The following is an 18,308-nucleotide window of genomic DNA, read 5'->3' as shown; positions in this document are numbered from 1 at the left end:
ACACATTATCTCACAAGATCGGCTCAACTAGTAGACTACTTTCACCTGAGCATGTACATCTGTCCGCATCCAAGCTTCGCGCCTCGCACATCCCCGCCACCGATTTGGGGGTTGATGCCCCAAATCACTCTGCCAGCCGGTTCAACGAACCTTCCGCGACCACGTCGCACGTACCCGTAATCGTGCCCGAGAGCGACAGGGAGAGGTCGAACTCCACCTCCAGGATGTTGTCGTTCAACGTCAGCTTTCCGTCCGTAACCGTGGTCGCGATGGTGGTGCCATCGGTTTGGGTCTGCGCCGGACAACTATACTGACGCACGTTGGCAACATCGCCATCGACGTTGGCAATCGCAGTCGCTCCGCATGGAGCTTCCCAGGTGACGGTGTCGCCATCGTCTTTCAGCGTCAGGCTGACGGCCGTGGTCGAGGCGGGGACGGATGAGCCATCGGAACACGTTCCTGTTTGCGAAAGCTTCCCCTCGAATTTTCCGCTCCAATCCGGTCCGCAGCCCGCCAGGCAAATGCTTGAAATCAGTATCACGAGGCACTTCATTCGCGCCAGTAGACAGGAGCCTCGGGCCCTCGTCAACACGGACGACCGTACGTTGAGCCAGTTGCGGCCCATGTAAAGTGTTTGGTCGTGCTCTACCGTCGCAGCGAGGCTCGGGCGGCCGAGAGAAACGGCTCGGCTTTGCATGGCGGGAGCGGCGACACGGCAGCCTTTGGCGGGCTCTTGCTGGATCGATCGAACGTCAATGCACAATTCAGACTCGACCCTTGAAGAGCCACTCAAACCCTTTGGCCACGAGCTTGATCAAGGCCAGCCCGATGAATAACGGGCCAAATGCGGCGGATACCACATATAGGATCGGCGCCATCTTCTCGCTTGAGTCCCCAAAGAAAAGATATTTGAACGACGTGACGCCGAGACCGATCCAAATCCCTACTAGAAAGATCTCCATAACGCACCCTTCTCACTATTCTGCCAAGATAGGGACCATGTCAAACCTCCGCAGGTTTGGTGTCAAGGAAGAAAGTAACGCCCTGTTACGGTGATCCGCGCATCCCGGTCAAGATTGTCGCTGATGCGTCGCTGGTCCCCGCCATCCCGGCCCGGTGCTGCCCAGCCAAAGGGGGGTCCTGCCCAATGCATCGCGTCAACCAACCATGCATAACCGGCCGAGACCCCAGCAGGAAACGAAGCAAACGGCAAACGCACAGGCCGACTTCGTTGTGTACAGATGTACACAATAGATGTCCAGCGGTTTGAATTTGTCCGAATCGTTTCGTGTACATATGATGCAAGGCACGGCTTGCTCCTATCAGCAATACGACAATATGCGTAGCTCGAGTTTACTCAAATTTCAATGCGGGCGGAATACACTGCTTAAAGGCTCGCCACTGCTGATAGCAAGATATGTCCATAGCGCATGACAAGTCGACACGCAGGCGGGGTTGGGTGCGATGCGGCACAAAAGGAAAATCTTAGATAACTGACTCCCATCTCTCTTGACTCGTGAAAAGTACGCGAGTAGGGGACCTGAGAGGTGTCGGCAAGGCTACGGCAGAATCTTGGAGGGCGACGTGTACAAGCAACTTTTCTCGAAAAGCACGCCTGGATGCATCTTGATCCTGATCGATCAATCCGGTTCCATGGATGAAGGCTTCAACGGTGCGCAACCCAATGCCGCAGATCCCTTCAGTCGAAAGGACGGAGCATGCGCGATGGCCGTAAACCGAGTGATTCGTGAAATCGCACTCGCAGCGCAGAAGGGTGACGTAATTTCGCCACGATGTGATCTCGGTGTGGTTGGATACGGACGACAAATTGGATCTGCATTCCGTGGTACATTGCAGGGCAAGGGGCTCGTTTCGATCGCAGATGTTGCGGTATCACCACAACGAGTCGATACGGTAAAGCAAAAAGTCCCTGACGGTGCAGGTGGTCTGGTGGACATGGAAATGCCTTTCCCAGTTTGGGTGGACCCCATAGCAGATGGTTCTACACCAATGGCAGACGCGTTCGAACTTGGCGCAGGTTGGGTACGTGAATGGGTTGCCTCTCATGAGAATAGCTTCCCTCCAGTAATCATCAATATCACCGATGGAGCACCAGATGATGCTGGTCGGGCGGCGACAGCCGCCCAAGCAATATCCAATCTAAAAACGTCGGATGGCTCTGCTCTCCTTCTGAATGTACACATTTCGCAACGGAAGGGTCACGCTATTTCTCTTCCAGATGCAGAGGGCGCTTTGCCCGACGAGTATGCGAAATTCTTATTTCGCATGTCGTCTGTCCTGCCAGCACCACTCCAGGCATCAGCCGCCGCGCAAGGTTTTAACGTCTCGCCGTCGTCACGAGGATTCATCTATAACGCGGACGCCGAAACACTCGTGCGATTGCTTGCGTTCGGTAGTAACCCCACGGGAAGATGATACATGCCCAGGGGAACGGGGGATCGCACTCAAACACCACGCAAGAGGGAGACCGTTCCTTGAGAGAAGCGTCTAGCTCATCGTCGCGAACGGCGCTCGTGGTTCGGCATCGGCTTCTGCGCATTGGCAAGAAAGGCGAAGCTAAGGCCACGAGCGACGATGCGGGGGCCGGCAATGATACCGCTCGCGTTTACGCAGTAGCGGACGGAGCCTCCGTGTCGTTTCTCCCAGGCCCGTGGGCGCAGTTTCTTGTAGACGCGGCCTGTACGAGCGGATTACCAACGAAAAGAGAACTTACAAGATGGCTCGCTGGTCCAAGAGAACAGTGGCGCAAGCGCCAAGCGGAAGCTGCGGCAGGTGGAGCATGGTGGAATAATCAGGGGCGTCGCGGCGCCGCTACATTCTGTGGGATTGCGGTTGAGCACAAGAACGACCTCGTGGAATGGTCTGCAGTGACTATTGGGGACGCATGCGTTTTCCTAGTTTGTGGGAACAATTTGTTGCGATCATTGCCGCTGGAGTCGAGCGCCGGCTTCAATTCGACTCCCCGCTGTTTGTTCAGCACCCCGTCCGATCCAGAGCCGGAAATCAATATTTGGAAGGACAACGCCACGACGGAAGACGTCTTCATTTTGGCGACCGATGCATTGGCAAAATGGTTGCTCCAGCGACATGAAGCTGGAATGCCAGTGTGGAATCGCATTAGCCAGATCGCATCAGAAGACGAGCTACTCCAGCTCGTAGATCAGGAACGCGATGCGAATAGAATGGAGAACGATGATGTCACGCTGCTTGTCGTCAGAATGGAGAAGGAACCAGATACCGATGTAAATTTCGTACAGAGCGCAACGGAGCCCTCCCGATCTTTCACGCGCGAACAAGATCATCAGCAGAAGTCGATCGCAAAGACATCGGCTGCGCAATCACTGCCCGCATACCATACGACTCGAAAACCTCCTACAAGGAAAGAATCGACGCTGGACGAATCTACCAAACTCGCCGAACCATCGCCCGCGTACCATGCAGCTCGAAAACCCTCGTCCAGGAAAGTGTCGACACTGGACGAACCCATTGAACTGGCCGAGCCTAAACGCAATAAGTCTGACACCAAGGGGAGAGCTCCTAGCTACCCTAATATCATGTTTGTCTCGGCCGTGGTCTCAGCCGTGGTCTCAGTGCTTGTTTCTTTTTGGATCCAGACACGAGGTTCAGCACAAAATTCGGCTCCAGTAACACCAAGTTCGGGAAACGCGACAACCGCTCCCTCTCGAGGCACGCCACCCACTGCAACAGTCTCCCGTCGCGATGCAAGCGTTTCCTCATCAATCCCAAGTGCAAGTGCCTCCACAGTGACCAATGTGACCATAGCTGGCTGGGTCGATTGCTCACAAAAAAAATACGGTGCAAATCCCAAAGATGCCCAACACCAGTTTGAGGCGCAAGAACCTGTCTATGATGACAAGGATGGCGACAGAATGCGGGGGAAACTGCTCCAGAAGGCGGAGTATCGGGTGACGGAGCATCACATAAGATCAGCCGACAAGTTCAATCGTTGTCAAATACAAATCGATTCCAGCAATCTGACGCAATGACGCAATGACACAGGTCTTTCCGACGCGCGCAAAGTATCAGGACGCCGTGATGCACGGAGCCAAGGCTTTTCTCGTCCCTGAACTCAAGGCGGGTGTGGCGGAGCGCGGGCCTCCTCTCGGAATGCCAAAGACGTGGAATGGCGGATTTGCGTCCGTTTTTCGAGTGAATTCTGGGGGCAAAGATTATGCGGTTAAATGTTTCACAATGGATATCGGAGATGCCGCGACTCAATATGCCGAGGTGAGTGCGTACCTCCAGCAAAATAAGTTATCATATTTTGCGCATTTCGCATTTCATAAACAGGGTATTCGTGTAGAAGGGCGTGAGTATCCGATTGTGCAGCTCGAGTGGGTGCGTGGTGCTCCCTTGAAGACTTTCATCGAAAAATAACCTTCGCGATCCACATCGACTCGTTGCCCTTGCTGAGGCGTGGCGCCGCATGCTGTCCGATCTGCGAGCAAACCACATTGCACACGGCGATCTCCAACACGAGAACGTTCTTGTTAATGATGACTCTGGAGGACCGACGTTGCGTTTGATTGATTATGATACCGTGGTTGTGCCAAATCTCGTAGGGAAACCGGAGGCTAATGCTGGCCACCCAGCTTTCCAACATCCAATGCGAGCTGACGCGATTAAAACAAAGACCATGGACATCGACGCTTTCTCCGGCGTGGCGATTTACACGACCATTCTTGCATTCGCCCGCGACCCAGGGCTTTGGGACTATCGCAATTGCGCAGGACGAGACGGCATTCTTTTTGATCCGAAGGACTTCGAACTTGGTAAAAAAGCGACGGCATTTTTCGATTATCTCAGCAAACTAGGGCAAGATTTTAAGCAACTTTCCGATGCTCTTGTTGGCGCCTGTCGCGGAGCACCCAATAAAGCAAAGCCTCTCGACGAAATTATCGCGCCGGCGCAACCGGTGCAGACGTTTAACAAGAACGACTGGTTTCTTCATAGACCGACATCAACTACTCCAACCCCACCACCAATCGCTGTGGGGCCAACCGCTACAGTTTCGAGTGCTTCCACTTCGGTTGCAACCTTCATGGGATCGTCAACGAGCGCGAAGGCACATGCGGCACCACTTCCACCTTGGCTTCAACAGCCGCAACCGTTACCGCCACGGCCAGGTGCTGCCCAATCGGGTCAGCAACCGCTGCCGCCACGGCCAGGTGCTGCCCAATCGGGTCAGCAACCGGTACCGCCGTGGCTCACCCCGCCGCCAACGCCGACCGCGACGTCAGCAACATCTAATACGCAGTCGCAGACGCTTACAAGCACTCCCCCAGGAGGAGCATTATCTCAACGCCGGAGCATTTTCTCGAGGGTTGCCGTCATTTTAGTAGTTATCGGATTTCTGCCTTCCTATTGAAGGCTTGTAGCTCGTTGTTATCAAACAAATCAACAACTTCCCCCGAACAACGTCGCGCAAGGGGCGGAACATGCAGCCAAAATACCCAATGTGGTGACAAGCTAATTTGCGATGGGGCACGATGTGTGCCCGCTTCTTTGACTTTGTTAGAGGGCGAGGCGTGCGATGCATCTAATCAATGCATTGAAGGGTTAAGGTGTTCTAATAGGATCTGTTCATCACCAACCCCGGCATTTTCAAGCCCATCTTCGACACCCCATGTGGCGCCAACGGTTGACGACATGGCGCCATCGGCATCGTCGGTTGATGGCCCGACTTCATCGACTCCCGCTGAGGTGCCAACGCCACCGGCATTGGTTCCTGACGACTTGCTTGTAGCACCGGCATTGGTTCCTGACGACGCGCCAGCGCCACGTCCCTTAGAGCGGCCGAGAGCGCTACTGCGGGGTGGGTGCAACGAAGATAGTGATTGTCGTGATGGTCTTCTTTGTGTGGAATTCGTATGTGCGAGGGCGCGAGCAACGGTACAGCACTGTGAGCGTGCCCTGAATCACAAGTGCATTGTTCGTCGCGGAGATGAGACGCCATTTTCGGAGACGGAATGCAGGCGTAAGTCAGGGGATATCGTCGGCATTTTGGAATATAACAATGGCAACAAGTATCGAGAAGTTACCTGCCCCTGCTGTGGTAGCGAACGCGGGTTCATGCACAGGGATCTGCTTCGCATAGATGGAGGTTGAGCGCCAATGTGGGGAACAATCACGTGCCCGAAATGCAAGCATGACAGTCCAGGCACTGCGCGACAGTGCTCGTCCTGTGGCACGCCATTTGCGCTGGCTTCTGCGGCAGCGTCCGGGATATCAGCGCCTGCATCCGTTTCCACCACGCAATCGCCGACCCCAGCACCTGCCCCAGCAGCGAATCCTGCTTCGGCCGCGGGGACTGCGAAGCCTTCATGGATGACTACCAATACACCTCTACCAAGCCCACCAGCTCAGCCACCATTGACCCAGAACGTTGAGACTGAAACGCCACGCATTGTTTCGCAGGGAGCGGTCTTGCAACCTGCACCGTCTACACCGATCACGTCGCCTCTGAGCAAGCAAACAACTGGTGCGTCTGCACCGCAGTCGGCAGGGCAGCGATTGCTGCTGCCTTTGCTAGTCGCAGCATTGGTACTCACTGGACTGGCTGCATTTTATTTTGTGCGGCGAGACTCTAATGGTACCGCAGTTCCTCCCTCTAATTCTGATATCGCTCAGCCTCCTCCCACGAGCGGTCGCGGGCTCGAGACCCTAGCCCCAAGTGGGGAGTTGATTGCACGGTGGAAATCAGCTGTTGTGCTCATTGAATCGTATGCATTCAAGGGAAACGACATCATTCACATTGAGGGCAAAACTTCGCAAGGCACGGGCTTTTTCGTCTCCGCTGACGGGTTGATCGCGACGGCACATCACGTTATTCGGCAAGTTGATGACGGTTTGGATCACCGGATCGCGGTAAAATTACTGGACACGTCAAAGTTCGAGCAAGTGCTTTGTCTTGCCGAGGACAAAGAGAACGATCTCGCGGTAATAAAAATAGCAAAACAAGGTACCGAGTATTTGCGACTTTCATCCACTGACAGCATTCCACAAACAACACGAATTTTCGTAATTGGACATCCTGGCAAGGGAACCTATAGCGAATTCTGGTCTGTGACTCAAGGCAGCGTGACCAGTCGTGCAATTGGTCCAGATGAGAAAGAGTATTACGGCGTCGATGCACGCATCGAGCCTGGTAACAGTGGCGGTCCAGTGTTGCTTACCGGAGGCGAGGTTATCGGAGTGGCAGACTGGAAGGTAACGGCAACGTCGATGAACTATGCAGTTCCTGTGCAGAAGCTTCGAACGCTGATCGAGCGATCGAAGGATGCAAAAGGAAGTCCTTGTGGAATTGGCGGAAAGATGACGTGGTAGAGGTGTGCGGCCAATGGCTTTGCGACGAGGTGCTGCCACTTGCGGACATCTGTCCACGCACAATCGCACCATGTCAGCCGTATTCTAGCCGCAACTTCGCCATTGCATGTACATCTGTCCGCATGCTAGGGTCGCGCGCATGTAGGGGAGGCCGTCCGAAAAACCAGAGTGGTCCTCCGACGTATGGTACAATGAGCTTCAGACTTCAGGAGCATTCCAATTGTATAAGAAGGCGTCACGCCATTCCTATAGGGAGTTGGATCCGACATCGGCACGAGATGTAGCGGAATGGATGCTTCAAGAGGAGGCAAAACAGGGGCGTTATCCAGACGCAGCAGCAGTCCGTACCAAGTTTGGCGATAGGTTTCTGGATGGTGGTGACGGCGCAGAACTATCCATTCGAAGAACTGTATTGAAGGAGCTCCGCAAGCTCGAAACCGAGTCGCGGACTCGTGAGTCCGGAGCCCTCATCGGCGGCATGCCCCAAGCGCGTCGAGCTGCACTGAAGCGGGCGACACTCAACGTGGACATGTTGACAAGGGTGGCGGAAGCAAACGGAAACGAACGAATCCGCAGCAATTTTGACAGTCTTTTGCGCTTTCTTGACGACGTCTTTCGCGCTCGTTTGGAGCATGGCCCAAAGTCTTATCCAGGAGATTGGGCCAACGACTTCCGGGTGGTCATGGCGGGACTTGAACGAACGGGTCATGTACTTGGCTACGCCAAGGCTTACATCGAGGCCGAACAATTGCGCTGGAAAAACGCATTCGACTCGCTGGCGCGCCGCGAGCGAGGTCCTCAACAGGCCAAGTTCCCCCCAAGGTGGGCAAAATCAAAACGGTAGGCAGCGCCACGCACGATGGTGCTTTCGCCATGAAGCGCCAAACGCATTGATGACGTGGGCGACGGCTTCGTGTACATCTGTCCACAACCCACCGCACCCAATCTTCTGGTCTAGCACCGCCTTCCCTCTTGCATGTACATCTGTCCGCATGCTAGGGTCGCGCGCATGTTGACCATCGCGGTGATGAACTTCAAAGGCGGCGTAGGGAAGACCACGCTATCGATCTTGCTCGCAAACGAACTCGCGCAACGTGGGCATCGAGTGCTCCTCTCGGATTGTGATCCTCAGAACAGCGCCATGGCGTGGCAGAGTTGGTCGAAGTCGAACCTGATGGTCGAACGCGTCGAGAAGATTCGTCCGAAAAAAACGGAACGCTCCGACGTCGACATGAACGTCCTCGATTGTCCGCCCCGATATGGTGACCAATGCATCGCGGCCGCGATTGCCTCCGACGTGGCTTTGGTCCCCGTCATGCCCGGCCCGCTCGACTATGCCGCTACGGGGCTGCTCGTCGAGACCTTGCGCGAAGCAAATAAGCGCCGAACGTCGCCGCTGCCGGCTCTGCTCGTGGCGAATCGAACGATGCCCCGATCCGTCGTGAGCCGTTTGCTCGTCGAGACGCTCAACAAGCTGGCAACGCAAGTCGATGGCGCCCGCGTTTTCGAGACGGCGCTGCCGCAGCGCACAGCTTACGTCGAGGCGCTCATGGGGACATGGACGCCGCTTGCGAAAGAGGCGAGGACTCCCGTTCGTGCATTGTGCGATGAGGCTTTGGCTTTGGCGGGGCGTAAAATGACATGGGCAAGAAAAGACCTCTCCTTCGATACATTTGTCCCGGTAAAACCGATCCAGACGACCGCGCACGTCGAGCGAGTCGCGGCAAATGTAAAGCGTTTGGTCGTGGATATTTCGCCAGCAATTCATCGGCAGCTCGTCGAGCGGTGCATTCCGTTCGACACGATGAAGGCGTATGTGCTCTTCATCGTCAACAAGCAGCAGCACCGCGCGAAGGTTTCATCGACGCCCATTCCGCCGATGCGCGGTCAAAAACGCGTCATCATCGAGCTCCCCGAGGCCGAAGCTGACGCCCTCACCGACAAAGCGAAAGAGAAGGGCTTTCCAAGCTTCCGCGAGTTCGTCCTGCGCTGCTTGGAAGCCGAAGGGCTCGGATCGAGGCGAAGCGGTCGACATGAAACGCCGGCGCAAAAAAGCTGCCGATGCCCTCTGATGAGGAGGCCATTGAATTCTTGGCGAAAACGCCAAGTTTCGTCATCCTATGCGAGACGTGCACTGCCGGTTACGCGTGAGAATCACGTTCGAGCAGTTCGAAAGTGTATGGCGGATGCTCAGCGGGACGAACGAAAGGCTCTGGATGCGATTTTCGACATCGAGAATTTCGACGAGTTTTATGCCAAAAAAACCCGGAGACGCTGTCAGACATGGCGACATTTTGCGGAACAGCACCAGGGTCACAAGCTGCAACTGAAGGTTGTGCCGCCGTTGTGGAGGCATTGAGAAATCCAAACGTCCAGAGCCCGACCCCACGTCCCACAGGGTCGGGCTCTTTTTTTCGACTGCGAACATGCAGCTCCCAGCAGGGAAATTTTCATTCCACTGCTTGAGATTCGGCTTGAAGTAGCCTGATTGCCTCACGACCAAGCCACGGTGTCAGCCAGTGAAGGGCATGCCATGCCCATCGGCGGAACCTTGCAGGCCATTGTCTCCTCGCATCGAGCCGGTTGGGCGTCGCCGCGGAAGGACGAATCGTGAAGTGTTGCACCTGCATTTCCGTGGCGATGCGCAGGCGCAAAGGACGTGCGGCGGAAACGGGATGGTTGGGCCCACCCCATCGCTCATAGCCAGAAGCAAGGCCATGAACATCATCATCACGAGCGCCAGCGTGAGCATCACGCCGTGCGAATAACCAAGCATGTATTCGGGACTCGAACGATACATCGAAACCTCCTTCACCCTGTCTTGGGCGCCATGCAGATCCTTCTGTGGAAGGTCGGCGACGCCGCCTTGCACACTCGGAGGGTAGTCGGCGGCCTCGAGCAGCGCTGCGCTTGCAAGCGATAAATCACCACCCGCACGGAACTGATCGCGTTCTTCCTCCGGAGCTCGGAATTCGCTTCCGACATGCGCGGATGATGCCACCAACTCGATGTTGTTACTGAGCGTGTACTCCTACGGGCGGGGTTCGATCGCCCGAACACCGGTGTTTCTGCGGGAAAAATATTTTCATTTTGTACTCTTCGCCTGAGAGGGCTTCCGGTATCGATACCGCGATTCATCGAATCACAAGCGAAGGTTTTCGACGGGCCTACCAAGGTGACTGGGCGAACGTCTATCCGTTTCGTTTAACGAAACCGTCACCCTTCCACCTCGCATACGCAAACACCGTCTTCCGCGGCCCCGGTGGACAGAGGGCGGCATCCTCATCCGGCAGAGGCTTCCGTCCTGCGTTGGGGCGCAGCTTCGGGCACGCCGCGTTCGTCGAGCTCCCGAAGGAGCGTATGCACGCGCTCGAGCGGCACCAGATCTTCAACCGCACGCACGACTGAAGGCACGTAAATCAGCCCATTGCGCGCATCTTGCTTTGCTCGAAGCGCTTCGTAGACGTGCCGCATATCGTCGGTTTGCTTGTTTTGCGGCGTCTTGGCGATCCTCGAATCGAAGATTCGCGCGATTCGTTCACGCACACGATTGACGTTCGATTCGGTAATTGACCGACAAGCCCGTCCGCTCCGTACCAATCCCACAATCCCGTTGCCAATTCGTTGTTCCGGATGGATTCGGCGTCGATGAAAATCGATCCGAATAAATCGGTTCCGAGCAGCTCATGCTCCATGCAATATTCTTGTCATTGACCCTGAATCCATACGCGTTCCAAGATATTCGGTATTCGCGCCGTTTCGCTTCATCGAGCACAAACAAAACAACGCGGCCGCCTCGGATGCACAGCGCGTGAGAATGGCTTCCAGGTTGGGTTTCCTTTGGTCGAGCCACGACCGAAGCAGTGCGGTTCGATCTGCGTGCCCCTGCTCGGCAACGAGCTCGTCGAGCCGACGTTCTTCGTCTTCCGTGAACCGGATGGCGTTCGGATCCGGCGCCCTTTGCGCGAGCCACGAGCGAAGCAACGCCGACCGGTCTTTGTGGCCGAACTGCACGACGAAACCATCAAGGCGACTCTCCTCCTCTTCGGTGAGACGAAAGCCGATGATCCGTGTCGAAGGTGCCTCAGCCCTGGAAGGACGTGCCATCCCGTTTTCGTTTAACGAAACTCGGACGCGCATGCAAGTCGTTTTGTTAAACGAAATCCGCTCCCCGCTCGACCTCTGGGCGCCGGCCTCGGCGACAAACTTGGAGTTGGCAAATTCAGGCCGCTACGAGCGCATTAACGCGCCCAGCGTACGATTTTTTCCGTTTTCTCAGCGAGCCCCACTGTCACTTTTCACTGATTCAGGAGCTTCCGAAAGTCGGATCTCGGCCGCATGATCGCCGTCGGTTCCGTCGTATGGGTATCGAGCTACGAGTGCAGGCGAGACTTCCTCTTCGTCAATGCAGTCGAATGTACGATCATCGTAATGCGACAAAGAAGGCTCTGCCTGCAAACTCATCGACCCGAATCAACGGGGCATTGGCCATTCATCGTCATTCCAGTTTTCGACCTGGCCTAGCTGGGGCCAGTCACCATTTCTTAGCGGAGGGATCTCCGAACTTGGTAATGTACACGGCCTGACGCGGGTCGAGTCCGCGTGTCGTTGCGTCCTCTGGCGAATTCAACTTGGGTCCGAAGAAATATCCGAACACGAGCCCTTTGCCGTCAAATCTCGCAACGACTCCCCTTGCAAAACCCCCGCCGCGCAACGGAACCAGAAAAACCGTACCCTTCGAGTAATTGACTTTGGATCGACGTTTCATTTTGCTCTTTATAGCCTATCGCCCGCCCGAAGGTATTTTTCTCGCCGTGGGTTCTTGGGACTTATGGGCTGTTTTCGATTCAAATCTGCCTCTGGATGTTGTTCCCAAATGCGCTGTTCTCGCCCCGCTGTGCGGCATAGTGCGAGCAGACAACCGCAAGGTTTCTTTGCTCATGGTTTCATGCGTTATGGGACAAGGATATCGTCTATCTCTACTCGCATCTGTTCTGTCGTTGGATCGTCGATTAACGTTGCCTGCAATTGCAGATCAGATTCACCCTCCTCAATGGTGTAAAAATTAAATCGGATCGAGTATTCCTGTGGAACGGATGCACGTATTAGGATAACGTCGACATTTTGGAGATAGCTACGGGGCGGAACTACAAGAGGTCCTTCCATATTCGGTAATGCCCTCTTCGATTTCGGATGCTTTGAGTCGTACGCCATTGCTCAATTTTTCGAGGGCTACGTAGTCCTTGCGGACAAACAGATTCATAATATCACGCATTGTGCCCTCAATTTTCGCGCTCATCGTCATCTCCTATCGCCTGGAATTGTTGTGGGTGTAGACGGTTCCACGCCAATACTCCTGAAGTAACCATCCGCCTCTTGGATGGCCTGCCGCGCCTCCCCTGGGGACATCCCAGCTTTACGCAGCGCCTTGTAGCCGATCCTTCGCTCTGCGGCGTGGGTTCCACCCCGGCCTGACGCTGCACGGGCCTCGTCGGGTGTGTGGAGTGCCACGAACACGTGCAGGACCATCGAGCCGAACTCCTGGCGCCGGATTCGTATTGTAGCCGGGCAGATTTTTCACCGCGGCATCCTGGATCACGTGGTGAGCATCTCTGAAACCCGGCCGCACGCAGCTCACCCACTGGAGTTGTTACCCTTGGCGGCCTCTCTCGTCGTTTTTGGCCCTTTTTCAAACCAGGCGCCTTCTTCGCGATGACGATACTGAGTATCACAACCCCTACGCCGACTGCCTGCTGACCGACCGTGTACCAGTCGCCATTGTCCACGGCAAGCGAGATGTTTGCCACGGGCATCAGAGGTTGATCACGTTGAACGCATCAATGACGTCGCCCTGCTGGTAGGCGGTGATCATGTGATCGACCGTGTCGACCGTGTTTCGCGACCACGATGGCGTCAGTGGAATGAGCGACCAAAAATCATCAACAAAAATCGCCCAAACCCGCACCCACCCCGTCGAGAAAACTGCCCTTTTTCGGCTCGGGTAGCGTCGGTTCGTACGGCAAACCCTCGCCACCATTTCCCGTCGTGCTCACGTCGATGGGAGGCACGTAGGCGCCCACTTCGGCAGCATCCTTTGGCGATTCGCCTGGCTTTTTGATTTCAACGCCATAGGTGAACGAATCTTTCTCTGGGCCAATGTGCACAGGTGGCAAAAGATGGGTTTCCCATTTGCCCGGCAGCTCCGCTTCCTGCGGCGAAAAACCCGTAGGATCGATGAATGCAAGCGGATTCCCATTGACGTACGAGTATCTGTTGAGCGTCTGCCCGTTCCAAATGTCCGCAATGACCGGATCCGTCGTCGTGAATCGCCCGAGACGCGGATCCATGATCCTCCCTTTCATGTTCACGAGGCCTAAATCCTCGTCTTCCTCGTGTCCCGTGAAGCCGCGCGTCGTGCGGCTCGTGAAGCTCCCGAAGGGCTTGCCCCATTCTGGATTTCGCCGTTGCCCGTAGGCATCGTGGCTTCGCCGCTCCGCAATCGTGCCGTCTTCTTTCGTGATGACGTCGATCGAGCCCAAATGGTCGGCATGGAAAAACCGCGTTCCTGGCTCTGCACCACCTCGCGTTACCACGGCGATCGCCCGTTCCGGTGAATGCACGTAATAGCGACGTTCGACGACGCCAGCAGAACTCGTCACTTGCTCGAACATGTCGCCGAAGTAGAGCGTTTCCGCGGTCGGCGTCGTTTTGCGTATGCGCCTTTGGTCTCCGTCGTACCCGAAAGAAGTCGTTTTCCGCCTTTGGTAATCGTTTTCGGCAAATCGAAGGGCGTGTACGTCACGAAAAATGCCGCCCGACGCGTGATTTGGTTTCCAACGTCATCATAGCCGTACTTGGGGCCATTGGGGCTGTTTTCGTTCGCCACGGCATGCGGATGCTTCGCGTCCTTATACAACAACGTGCCCGCGTCCGGGTGAACGTTAAATTGCCATTCAATGCGTAGTCGTACGACGCCATGTTTGGCTCGAGCGGGCTCTCGACCGCGCCAAAGTACGCGCACGTTACGCGATCGAGTGCGTCGTACCGAAACCGCTCCGTCTTGGTTTGCGGCTGAAGGGCATCCGTGCGGCTCTTCAAGTTGAGCCGTTGATCCCAAGCATACGAGAGCTTTTGGATGTCCTTTGAGCCGTGGGTCGTCGAGATACCCTTGAGGGTTTGTTTGTCGGTATCATACGTTCGCGTTGTCTCGACGTCATTGCCGAATCGTTCTTTTGGATTCGACCGGCATCGTCGACTTCCTCGAGCGTCCAGAAGGCTTCCTGTGTTTTTCTCGCGTACGCTTACAACGGAATCCATGTTCGTCGTGCTCGTACATTACGCCGAACGGTTCCTCCCGAGCGGCTGCGGGTACGCCATGGACTTCACGCGACCGACGTCGTCGTACGTTTGACGCGCGGCAAATAGGCCTCCATCGACGGTCTCACCATTCGCTTCGGGCTGACCCTTTGCCGTGTACGAAAACGATTGAATGGCATCTGGACTCGTCACCGTCTCCAATCGCCCAATGCCATGCGCCGCGGTGTCCCATTTCCACGTCGTCGTCGATGCTGCGCCCCAAGCTTGTCCGTGCGCGTTTCGACGCGGCCGGCGCTCGTCAACGTCGAACTTCACGACGCGGCCGAGCCCATCCGTCGAGGTGACCAGCTCGCCAGACATCGTTCTCGAGCACGGTCGTCCTCGGTCGGGATCCTCTATCTTCCGCGACCGTCCGGGCGCATCGAGCGTCCACGTCGTCGTCGCACCGCCTGGATCCGTGGCCGTGCGCAGCGTGTTGAACGGGCCGTAGGTGTAGCTGGTGACGCCCTGCTTGGCGTCGGTGATCGTGACAGGTCGCCCGAACCGTCGAGCTCCGTGAGGTTGTGCCGGGGTGGCGTAATCGTCAGATCCGCCGAGTCGATGACAAACCCGTCATGCGTCGTCGTGGTCGTCGCATTCCGCGGCGTCGTGTGCCGAGTTTCGCGCCCGATGGAGTCGAATTCAAGGCGCTCGAACCGCAGTTGATCGTCCGGCGTTCCTTCTGCGGCCAATATCGAGCGTTTTGCCGTTTTGCCGCTCGGCCGATCGTACCCGAAAACCTGCATGCGCCGCGGTGTGTTCCCCTTTGACTCGCGGGTGTCGGGCCATGGGAAAACGTGCGAATGGGTCGGCCAAGGCTATCGAACACAAGCTCGTCATCGGCGCCGCCCGTGGTGGTGATTCGTTGCGACAACCGCCGTACTCCGGCCGCTTTCTCGCGCGTAAGTCGTCGTCGTTTGCGACCCATCAGGGCGCATTTCGAGTGTCTCACGACCAAGGCTGTCATATTGCCATTCCGTGACCAGCTTGTTCGGGTCGGTTTCTTTTCTCAATACGCCGAATCGCCGGTCATAGTCGACAGCGCAGTTTCGTGCTCGAGCGCGTTGATCACCTTGACGGAAACACGCGCCTTCCTCGTCGAAAACCGTCGTCGTGCCGCGCACGTGGCCGAATTCATCTTTCGCAGTCAAGTGCTCGACGTTGCCGTACTCGTCGCGTTTGTCGTACTCGACGGTGTAGGCTTCGTGCCGGGTATGCTTTTATCGCTCGTCGGCTCGATTCGACTTCGCCAAACTCGTTCGTGGTGTACGTATACAAGCGGCACCGTTCATCGACGCCCGCTTTGCTGCACTCCGTCTGCTCTTGCACTTGCCCCGAGAATCCGCCCGCGCGGTGTCATTGACGATGCAGGGTTATCTCGTAGCTCAGGTCAACGCCAATATTGGATACCCTTCACGCCAAGCACGTTGCCGAATGCGTCGGAAGTCCGCGACATCGACGGTCGTGTCCCACAGCATCGTCGCATTTTCGATTTGCCGCGACGCCGGCGACCACGTTTCGAACGACGTGCCCACGGAAAATGTCCCCTGCAAGCGGCGCGAGCGAAATGCCCGTAGTGCCGAGCGTGAAATACGTCTGCGCGTTGTTCGTCGGCACGACGTCGACATCCATATCAGCCGTCTGAAAGCTCGGCGCGGTTTTGCTTGGATTCATTGCGGCAACGCTGGAGCCCAGCGCCATTGTCGATGCACTTGATTTGCAAACAGGTAGACCTCGCAGCCACCGACTTTGACGGCCGTCACGTTATCGTAAAACGTCGCGGTTCCTGCGTTCGTGTCGAGATCCGTGACGATTCGAGCGCCAAACCCAAGGAAACCATGACCACGGCGATCATATCGGCCGTCACGATACTTCACGCCGAATCGACGCACGCCACCTGATACTCGTTCGCCAATGTGATGTTGAACCCATGTCGTCATGGATGTTCGTCCGATTGCCGTGATTTCCGTGCATCTCCACTCCCATTCCCCCCCGCGCCATTCGTGATGGATTCGTCCGTCAGATGGCCGTACGACACGACACGTTCGGAATGAAGCTCGGATCCTCAGGATCATGGTCATTCAGGCCATCGGAGAACGAAAACGAGCGTCAGGATCGGACGCCTTGTTCTGAAAAACCTGGAGCTCGTTCCCGTTGAACAGCACGACGACGTCCGCCGCGCCGTCACCGTTGACGTCACCGACACGAGGCCGCGAGGTCGGCCAGCGTGACCGCCGCCATGAAGCTGCGCTTCCGGAACAGGATTCCTGCATCAAATTCGCTCGAAGGTATTGGTTCCGCTCGTCGCTGAAAGATGTACCATTTCGGCAGTTCTGGGGCTCATGGCCATCAGGAGGTCAGTGCGGACCGTCGCCATCCCAATCGAGCGGCGTCGCGAGGTGAAAGTATGTGTCTTGCGGAAAAGCCCGTCCCATTTCAAGCTGTCAGGCGGGTTTTTCTGCAAAAAGCAACTATCCATATTATCCACGTGCGCAAACGACCGTCCGATACTCCGGATGCAATCGCATCGGGCAAACCATCCGCGTTGACGTCGGCGAAAAAATGGCGCATCCGGGGCGTGGAGAATGCGCAATTTCGTGTCCACGCTTTCCACGTGCAATCCGCGTTCCTTTCGAGCGCGCTGTACGTCGTCGTCTGTGTCGCTGGAGTGCCTCCGATGCAGATCATCGGCAAAACGAGGTCGATCTTGCCGTTCGATTCACGTCGACCGTGCGCAGCTCGACGCCACAACTGAACCCCGCGAAAGCGTCGATGGACACTCCGTTTTGCCCTCGAATCCACCCGGCCGCCAAAGATGGAGCGTCCACGCGGACTGGCTTAGTCCCACTTCCGGGCGAACTGCCGTGATCTTCGCAGGAAAATAGGTCCCCGACGCCGTCGCCATCGACGTCTGCGAGATACGGATCCACCCGACCCACGTAGCTGTTTTGGTGCACGTCCGAGAGAAATGGGCGCTGGATTTGCGTGTCAAACCTCTTCCGAATATTGCCGTCTGCTTTCGATAGCAGCACGATATGGTTGTTTCGGTTCCATAAACGTCAATGAAAGCAATACATCCATTCGCCCGTCTTGGTTGTAGTCGACAGCGACCCCGAGCTCCGGCTGGAACGGTGCGGGATCCGATGGACCTTGCGCATCTTGCACGAAGGATGCATTCCTGCACGAAAGGCCACTTTCGGCGCGGCGAACTGATTGCCTTGATTTCGCGCGATGCGCCATTCCGTGATGGGATTCGTCGGCGTCGAGAATGCCGTCGTATCCGGCGTGAGAGCAGGTCATCCAGCCCGTCGCCATTGACGTCCGCGAGCATGTAGCTCGCAAGTAGCGATGGGCGCCGCTATCGTCGTCGCGACGTGCTCAGATCCAGCACGTACATTTGCGTATTGGAAGGCGTATTTCTGGTGTGCATGCGCCATCTGCGCCGCATTCTTGCGCCGAAACGAACCTCGTGTGGCCCGTGGTTTCGCTTTGCTCGTAGGTGAATTCGTACCGACGCACGAAACCGTCATCGACGCGCGTTTGTACTTCCTCGAGGCGCAAACTGCTTTGGAACGCCATGCCAG

The 18,308-nt window shown here is 56.3% G+C and carries 20 protein-coding genes and 1 pseudogene; 8 read left to right on the top strand and 13 right to left on the bottom strand.

The genetic code is table 11. The annotated features are described in order from the left end of the window. Positions 1 to 124: 124 nt before the first annotated feature. Both IPM54_10270 and IPM54_10265 read right to left on the bottom strand, forming a co-directional pair. Positions 125 to 541 (bottom strand): hypothetical protein, encoded by a 417-nt coding sequence (locus IPM54_10270; protein ID MBK9260207.1) that lies wholly within the window; start codon positions 539 to 541, stop codon positions 125 to 127. Between the two features lie 223 nt (positions 542 to 764). Then, on the bottom strand, positions 765 to 962 hold the full coding sequence (locus IPM54_10265; protein ID MBK9260206.1) for a hypothetical protein: 198 nt from the start codon (positions 960 to 962) through the stop codon (positions 765 to 767). Positions 963 to 1,584: 622 nt separating this feature from the next. On the opposite strand from IPM54_10265, the gene IPM54_10260 reads away from it, so the two are divergent. From IPM54_10260 to IPM54_10230, 7 genes are all read left to right on the top strand, one after another. Next, on the top strand, positions 1,585 to 2,436 hold the full coding sequence (locus IPM54_10260) for a VWA domain-containing protein (GenBank protein ID MBK9260205.1): 852 nt from the start codon (positions 1,585 to 1,587) through the stop codon (positions 2,434 to 2,436). Between the two features lie 98 nt (positions 2,437 to 2,534). Further along, positions 2,535 to 4,028 carry a protein phosphatase 2C domain-containing protein gene (locus IPM54_10255; protein MBK9260204.1) on the top strand — a complete coding sequence of 498 codons (1,494 nt, stop codon included), beginning with the start codon at positions 2,535 to 2,537 and terminating at the stop codon, positions 4,026 to 4,028. 4 nt (positions 4,029 to 4,032) lie between these two features. After that, a complete protein-coding gene (locus IPM54_10250; GenBank protein MBK9260203.1) occupies positions 4,033 to 4,419 on the top strand; it encodes a hypothetical protein in 387 nt (128 codons plus the stop codon). Positions 4,420 to 4,468: 49 nt separating this feature from the next. Further along, a complete protein-coding gene (locus IPM54_10245) occupies positions 4,469 to 5,410 on the top strand; it encodes a hypothetical protein (GenBank protein MBK9260202.1) in 942 nt (313 codons plus the stop codon). A 959-nt stretch (positions 5,411 to 6,369) separates the two neighbouring features. Next, positions 6,370 to 7,368, top strand: coding sequence for a trypsin-like peptidase domain-containing protein (locus IPM54_10240; protein MBK9260201.1), 999 nt, complete (start codon positions 6,370 to 6,372; stop codon positions 7,366 to 7,368). Between the two features lie 292 nt (positions 7,369 to 7,660). Beyond that, positions 7,661 to 8,212, top strand: coding sequence for a hypothetical protein (locus IPM54_10235; GenBank protein MBK9260200.1), 552 nt, complete (start codon positions 7,661 to 7,663; stop codon positions 8,210 to 8,212). Positions 8,213 to 8,377: 165 nt separating this feature from the next. Next, entirely contained in the window at positions 8,378 to 9,727 is a 1,350-nt protein-coding gene (locus IPM54_10230; GenBank protein ID MBK9260199.1) for a ParA family protein, read from the top strand. Positions 9,728 to 9,880: 153 nt separating this feature from the next. Here the strand turns inward: IPM54_10230 and IPM54_10225 are convergent, their stop codons facing one another. The 7 genes and pseudogenes from IPM54_10225 to IPM54_10195 all read right to left on the bottom strand — a co-directional run bounded on the left by IPM54_10225 (position 9,881) and on the right by IPM54_10195 (position 15,228). Beyond that, the gene (locus IPM54_10225) at positions 9,881 to 10,369 is read right to left on the bottom strand and encodes a hypothetical protein (GenBank protein MBK9260198.1); all 489 of its coding nucleotides are present in this window, start codon (positions 10,367 to 10,369) and stop codon (positions 9,881 to 9,883) included. A gap of 281 nt (positions 10,370 to 10,650) precedes the next feature. Further along, positions 10,651 to 10,914, bottom strand: coding sequence for a hypothetical protein (locus IPM54_10220; protein MBK9260197.1), 264 nt, complete (start codon positions 10,912 to 10,914; stop codon positions 10,651 to 10,653). Positions 10,915 to 11,052: 138 nt separating this feature from the next. Continuing rightward, positions 11,053 to 11,475, bottom strand: coding sequence for a hypothetical protein (locus IPM54_10215; GenBank protein MBK9260196.1), 423 nt, complete (start codon positions 11,473 to 11,475; stop codon positions 11,053 to 11,055). Between the two features lie 1,027 nt (positions 11,476 to 12,502). Next, positions 12,503 to 12,667: a hypothetical protein gene (locus tag IPM54_10210; GenBank protein ID MBK9260195.1), complete on the bottom strand. Its 165-nt coding sequence runs from the start codon at positions 12,665 to 12,667 to the stop codon at positions 12,503 to 12,505. 640 nt (positions 12,668 to 13,307) lie between these two features. Next, positions 13,308 to 14,027, bottom strand: coding sequence for an RHS repeat-associated core domain-containing protein (locus IPM54_10205; GenBank protein MBK9260194.1), 720 nt, complete (start codon positions 14,025 to 14,027; stop codon positions 13,308 to 13,310). Then, on the bottom strand, positions 14,024 to 14,254 hold the full coding sequence (locus IPM54_10200) for a hypothetical protein (protein MBK9260193.1): 231 nt from the start codon (positions 14,252 to 14,254) through the stop codon (positions 14,024 to 14,026). The genes IPM54_10205 and IPM54_10200 overlap by 4 nt, the downstream gene beginning before the upstream one ends. 449 nt (positions 14,255 to 14,703) lie before the next feature. Further along, a pseudogene (locus tag IPM54_10195) lies at positions 14,704 to 15,228 on the bottom strand (hypothetical protein). 71 nt (positions 15,229 to 15,299) lie between these two features. On the opposite strand from IPM54_10195, the gene IPM54_10190 reads away from it, so the two are divergent. Then, positions 15,300 to 15,494 carry a hypothetical protein gene (locus IPM54_10190; GenBank protein MBK9260192.1) on the top strand — a complete coding sequence of 65 codons (195 nt, stop codon included), beginning with the start codon at positions 15,300 to 15,302 and terminating at the stop codon, positions 15,492 to 15,494. Between the two features lie 66 nt (positions 15,495 to 15,560). Here the strand turns inward: IPM54_10190 and IPM54_10185 are convergent, their stop codons facing one another. From IPM54_10185 to IPM54_10170, 4 genes are all read right to left on the bottom strand, one after another. Continuing rightward, positions 15,561 to 15,875 (bottom strand): hypothetical protein, encoded by a 315-nt coding sequence (locus IPM54_10185; GenBank protein ID MBK9260191.1) that lies wholly within the window; start codon positions 15,873 to 15,875, stop codon positions 15,561 to 15,563. Positions 15,876 to 16,109: 234 nt separating this feature from the next. Then, positions 16,110 to 16,259, bottom strand: a complete 150-nt coding sequence (locus tag IPM54_10180) for a hypothetical protein (GenBank protein MBK9260190.1) — start codon at positions 16,257 to 16,259, stop codon at positions 16,110 to 16,112. A gap of 135 nt (positions 16,260 to 16,394) precedes the next feature. Then, positions 16,395 to 16,664 carry a hypothetical protein gene (locus IPM54_10175; GenBank protein MBK9260189.1) on the bottom strand — a complete coding sequence of 90 codons (270 nt, stop codon included), beginning with the start codon at positions 16,662 to 16,664 and terminating at the stop codon, positions 16,395 to 16,397. A gap of 1,048 nt (positions 16,665 to 17,712) precedes the next feature. After that, positions 17,713 to 18,024 carry a hypothetical protein gene (locus IPM54_10170; GenBank protein MBK9260188.1) on the bottom strand — a complete coding sequence of 104 codons (312 nt, stop codon included), beginning with the start codon at positions 18,022 to 18,024 and terminating at the stop codon, positions 17,713 to 17,715. Positions 18,025 to 18,308: the final 284 nt, after the last annotated feature.

This window comes from Polyangiaceae bacterium, from assembly GCA_016715885.1.
GTDB lineage: Bacteria > Myxococcota_A > Polyangia > Polyangiales > Polyangiaceae > Polyangium.
The sequence above is the reverse complement of the archived record's forward strand: the minus strand, read 5'-3'. Positions and strand labels throughout refer to the sequence as shown.

Bases quoted from the DNA above. Each gene is read 5' to 3' on its own strand.
- IPM54_10240 (MBK9260201.1), top strand. From the start codon at position 6,370: ATGACTACCAATACACCTCTACCAAGCCCACCAGCTCAGCCACCATTG.
- IPM54_10265 (MBK9260206.1), bottom strand. From the start codon at position 962: ATGGAGATCTTTCTAGTAGGGATTTGGATCGGTCTCGGCGTCACGTCG.
- IPM54_10175 (MBK9260189.1), bottom strand. From the start codon at position 16,664: ATGACGACATGGGTTCAACATCACATTGGCGAACGAGTATCAGGTGGC.
- IPM54_10235 (MBK9260200.1), top strand. From the start codon at position 7,661: ATGCTTCAAGAGGAGGCAAAACAGGGGCGTTATCCAGACGCAGCAGCA.
- IPM54_10250 (MBK9260203.1), top strand. From the start codon at position 4,033: ATGACACAGGTCTTTCCGACGCGCGCAAAGTATCAGGACGCCGTGATG.
- IPM54_10210 (MBK9260195.1), bottom strand. From the start codon at position 12,667: ATGAGCGCGAAAATTGAGGGCACAATGCGTGATATTATGAATCTGTTT.
- IPM54_10170 (MBK9260188.1), bottom strand. From the start codon at position 18,024: ATGACCTGCTCTCACGCCGGATACGACGGCATTCTCGACGCCGACGAA.
- IPM54_10230 (MBK9260199.1), top strand. From the start codon at position 8,378: ATGTTGACCATCGCGGTGATGAACTTCAAAGGCGGCGTAGGGAAGACC.
- IPM54_10245 (MBK9260202.1), top strand. From the start codon at position 4,469: ATGCTGTCCGATCTGCGAGCAAACCACATTGCACACGGCGATCTCCAA.
- IPM54_10190 (MBK9260192.1), top strand. From the start codon at position 15,300: ATGCGTCGTCGTGGTCGTCGCATTCCGCGGCGTCGTGTGCCGAGTTTC.
- IPM54_10215 (MBK9260196.1), bottom strand. From the start codon at position 11,475: ATGGCACGTCCTTCCAGGGCTGAGGCACCTTCGACACGGATCATCGGC.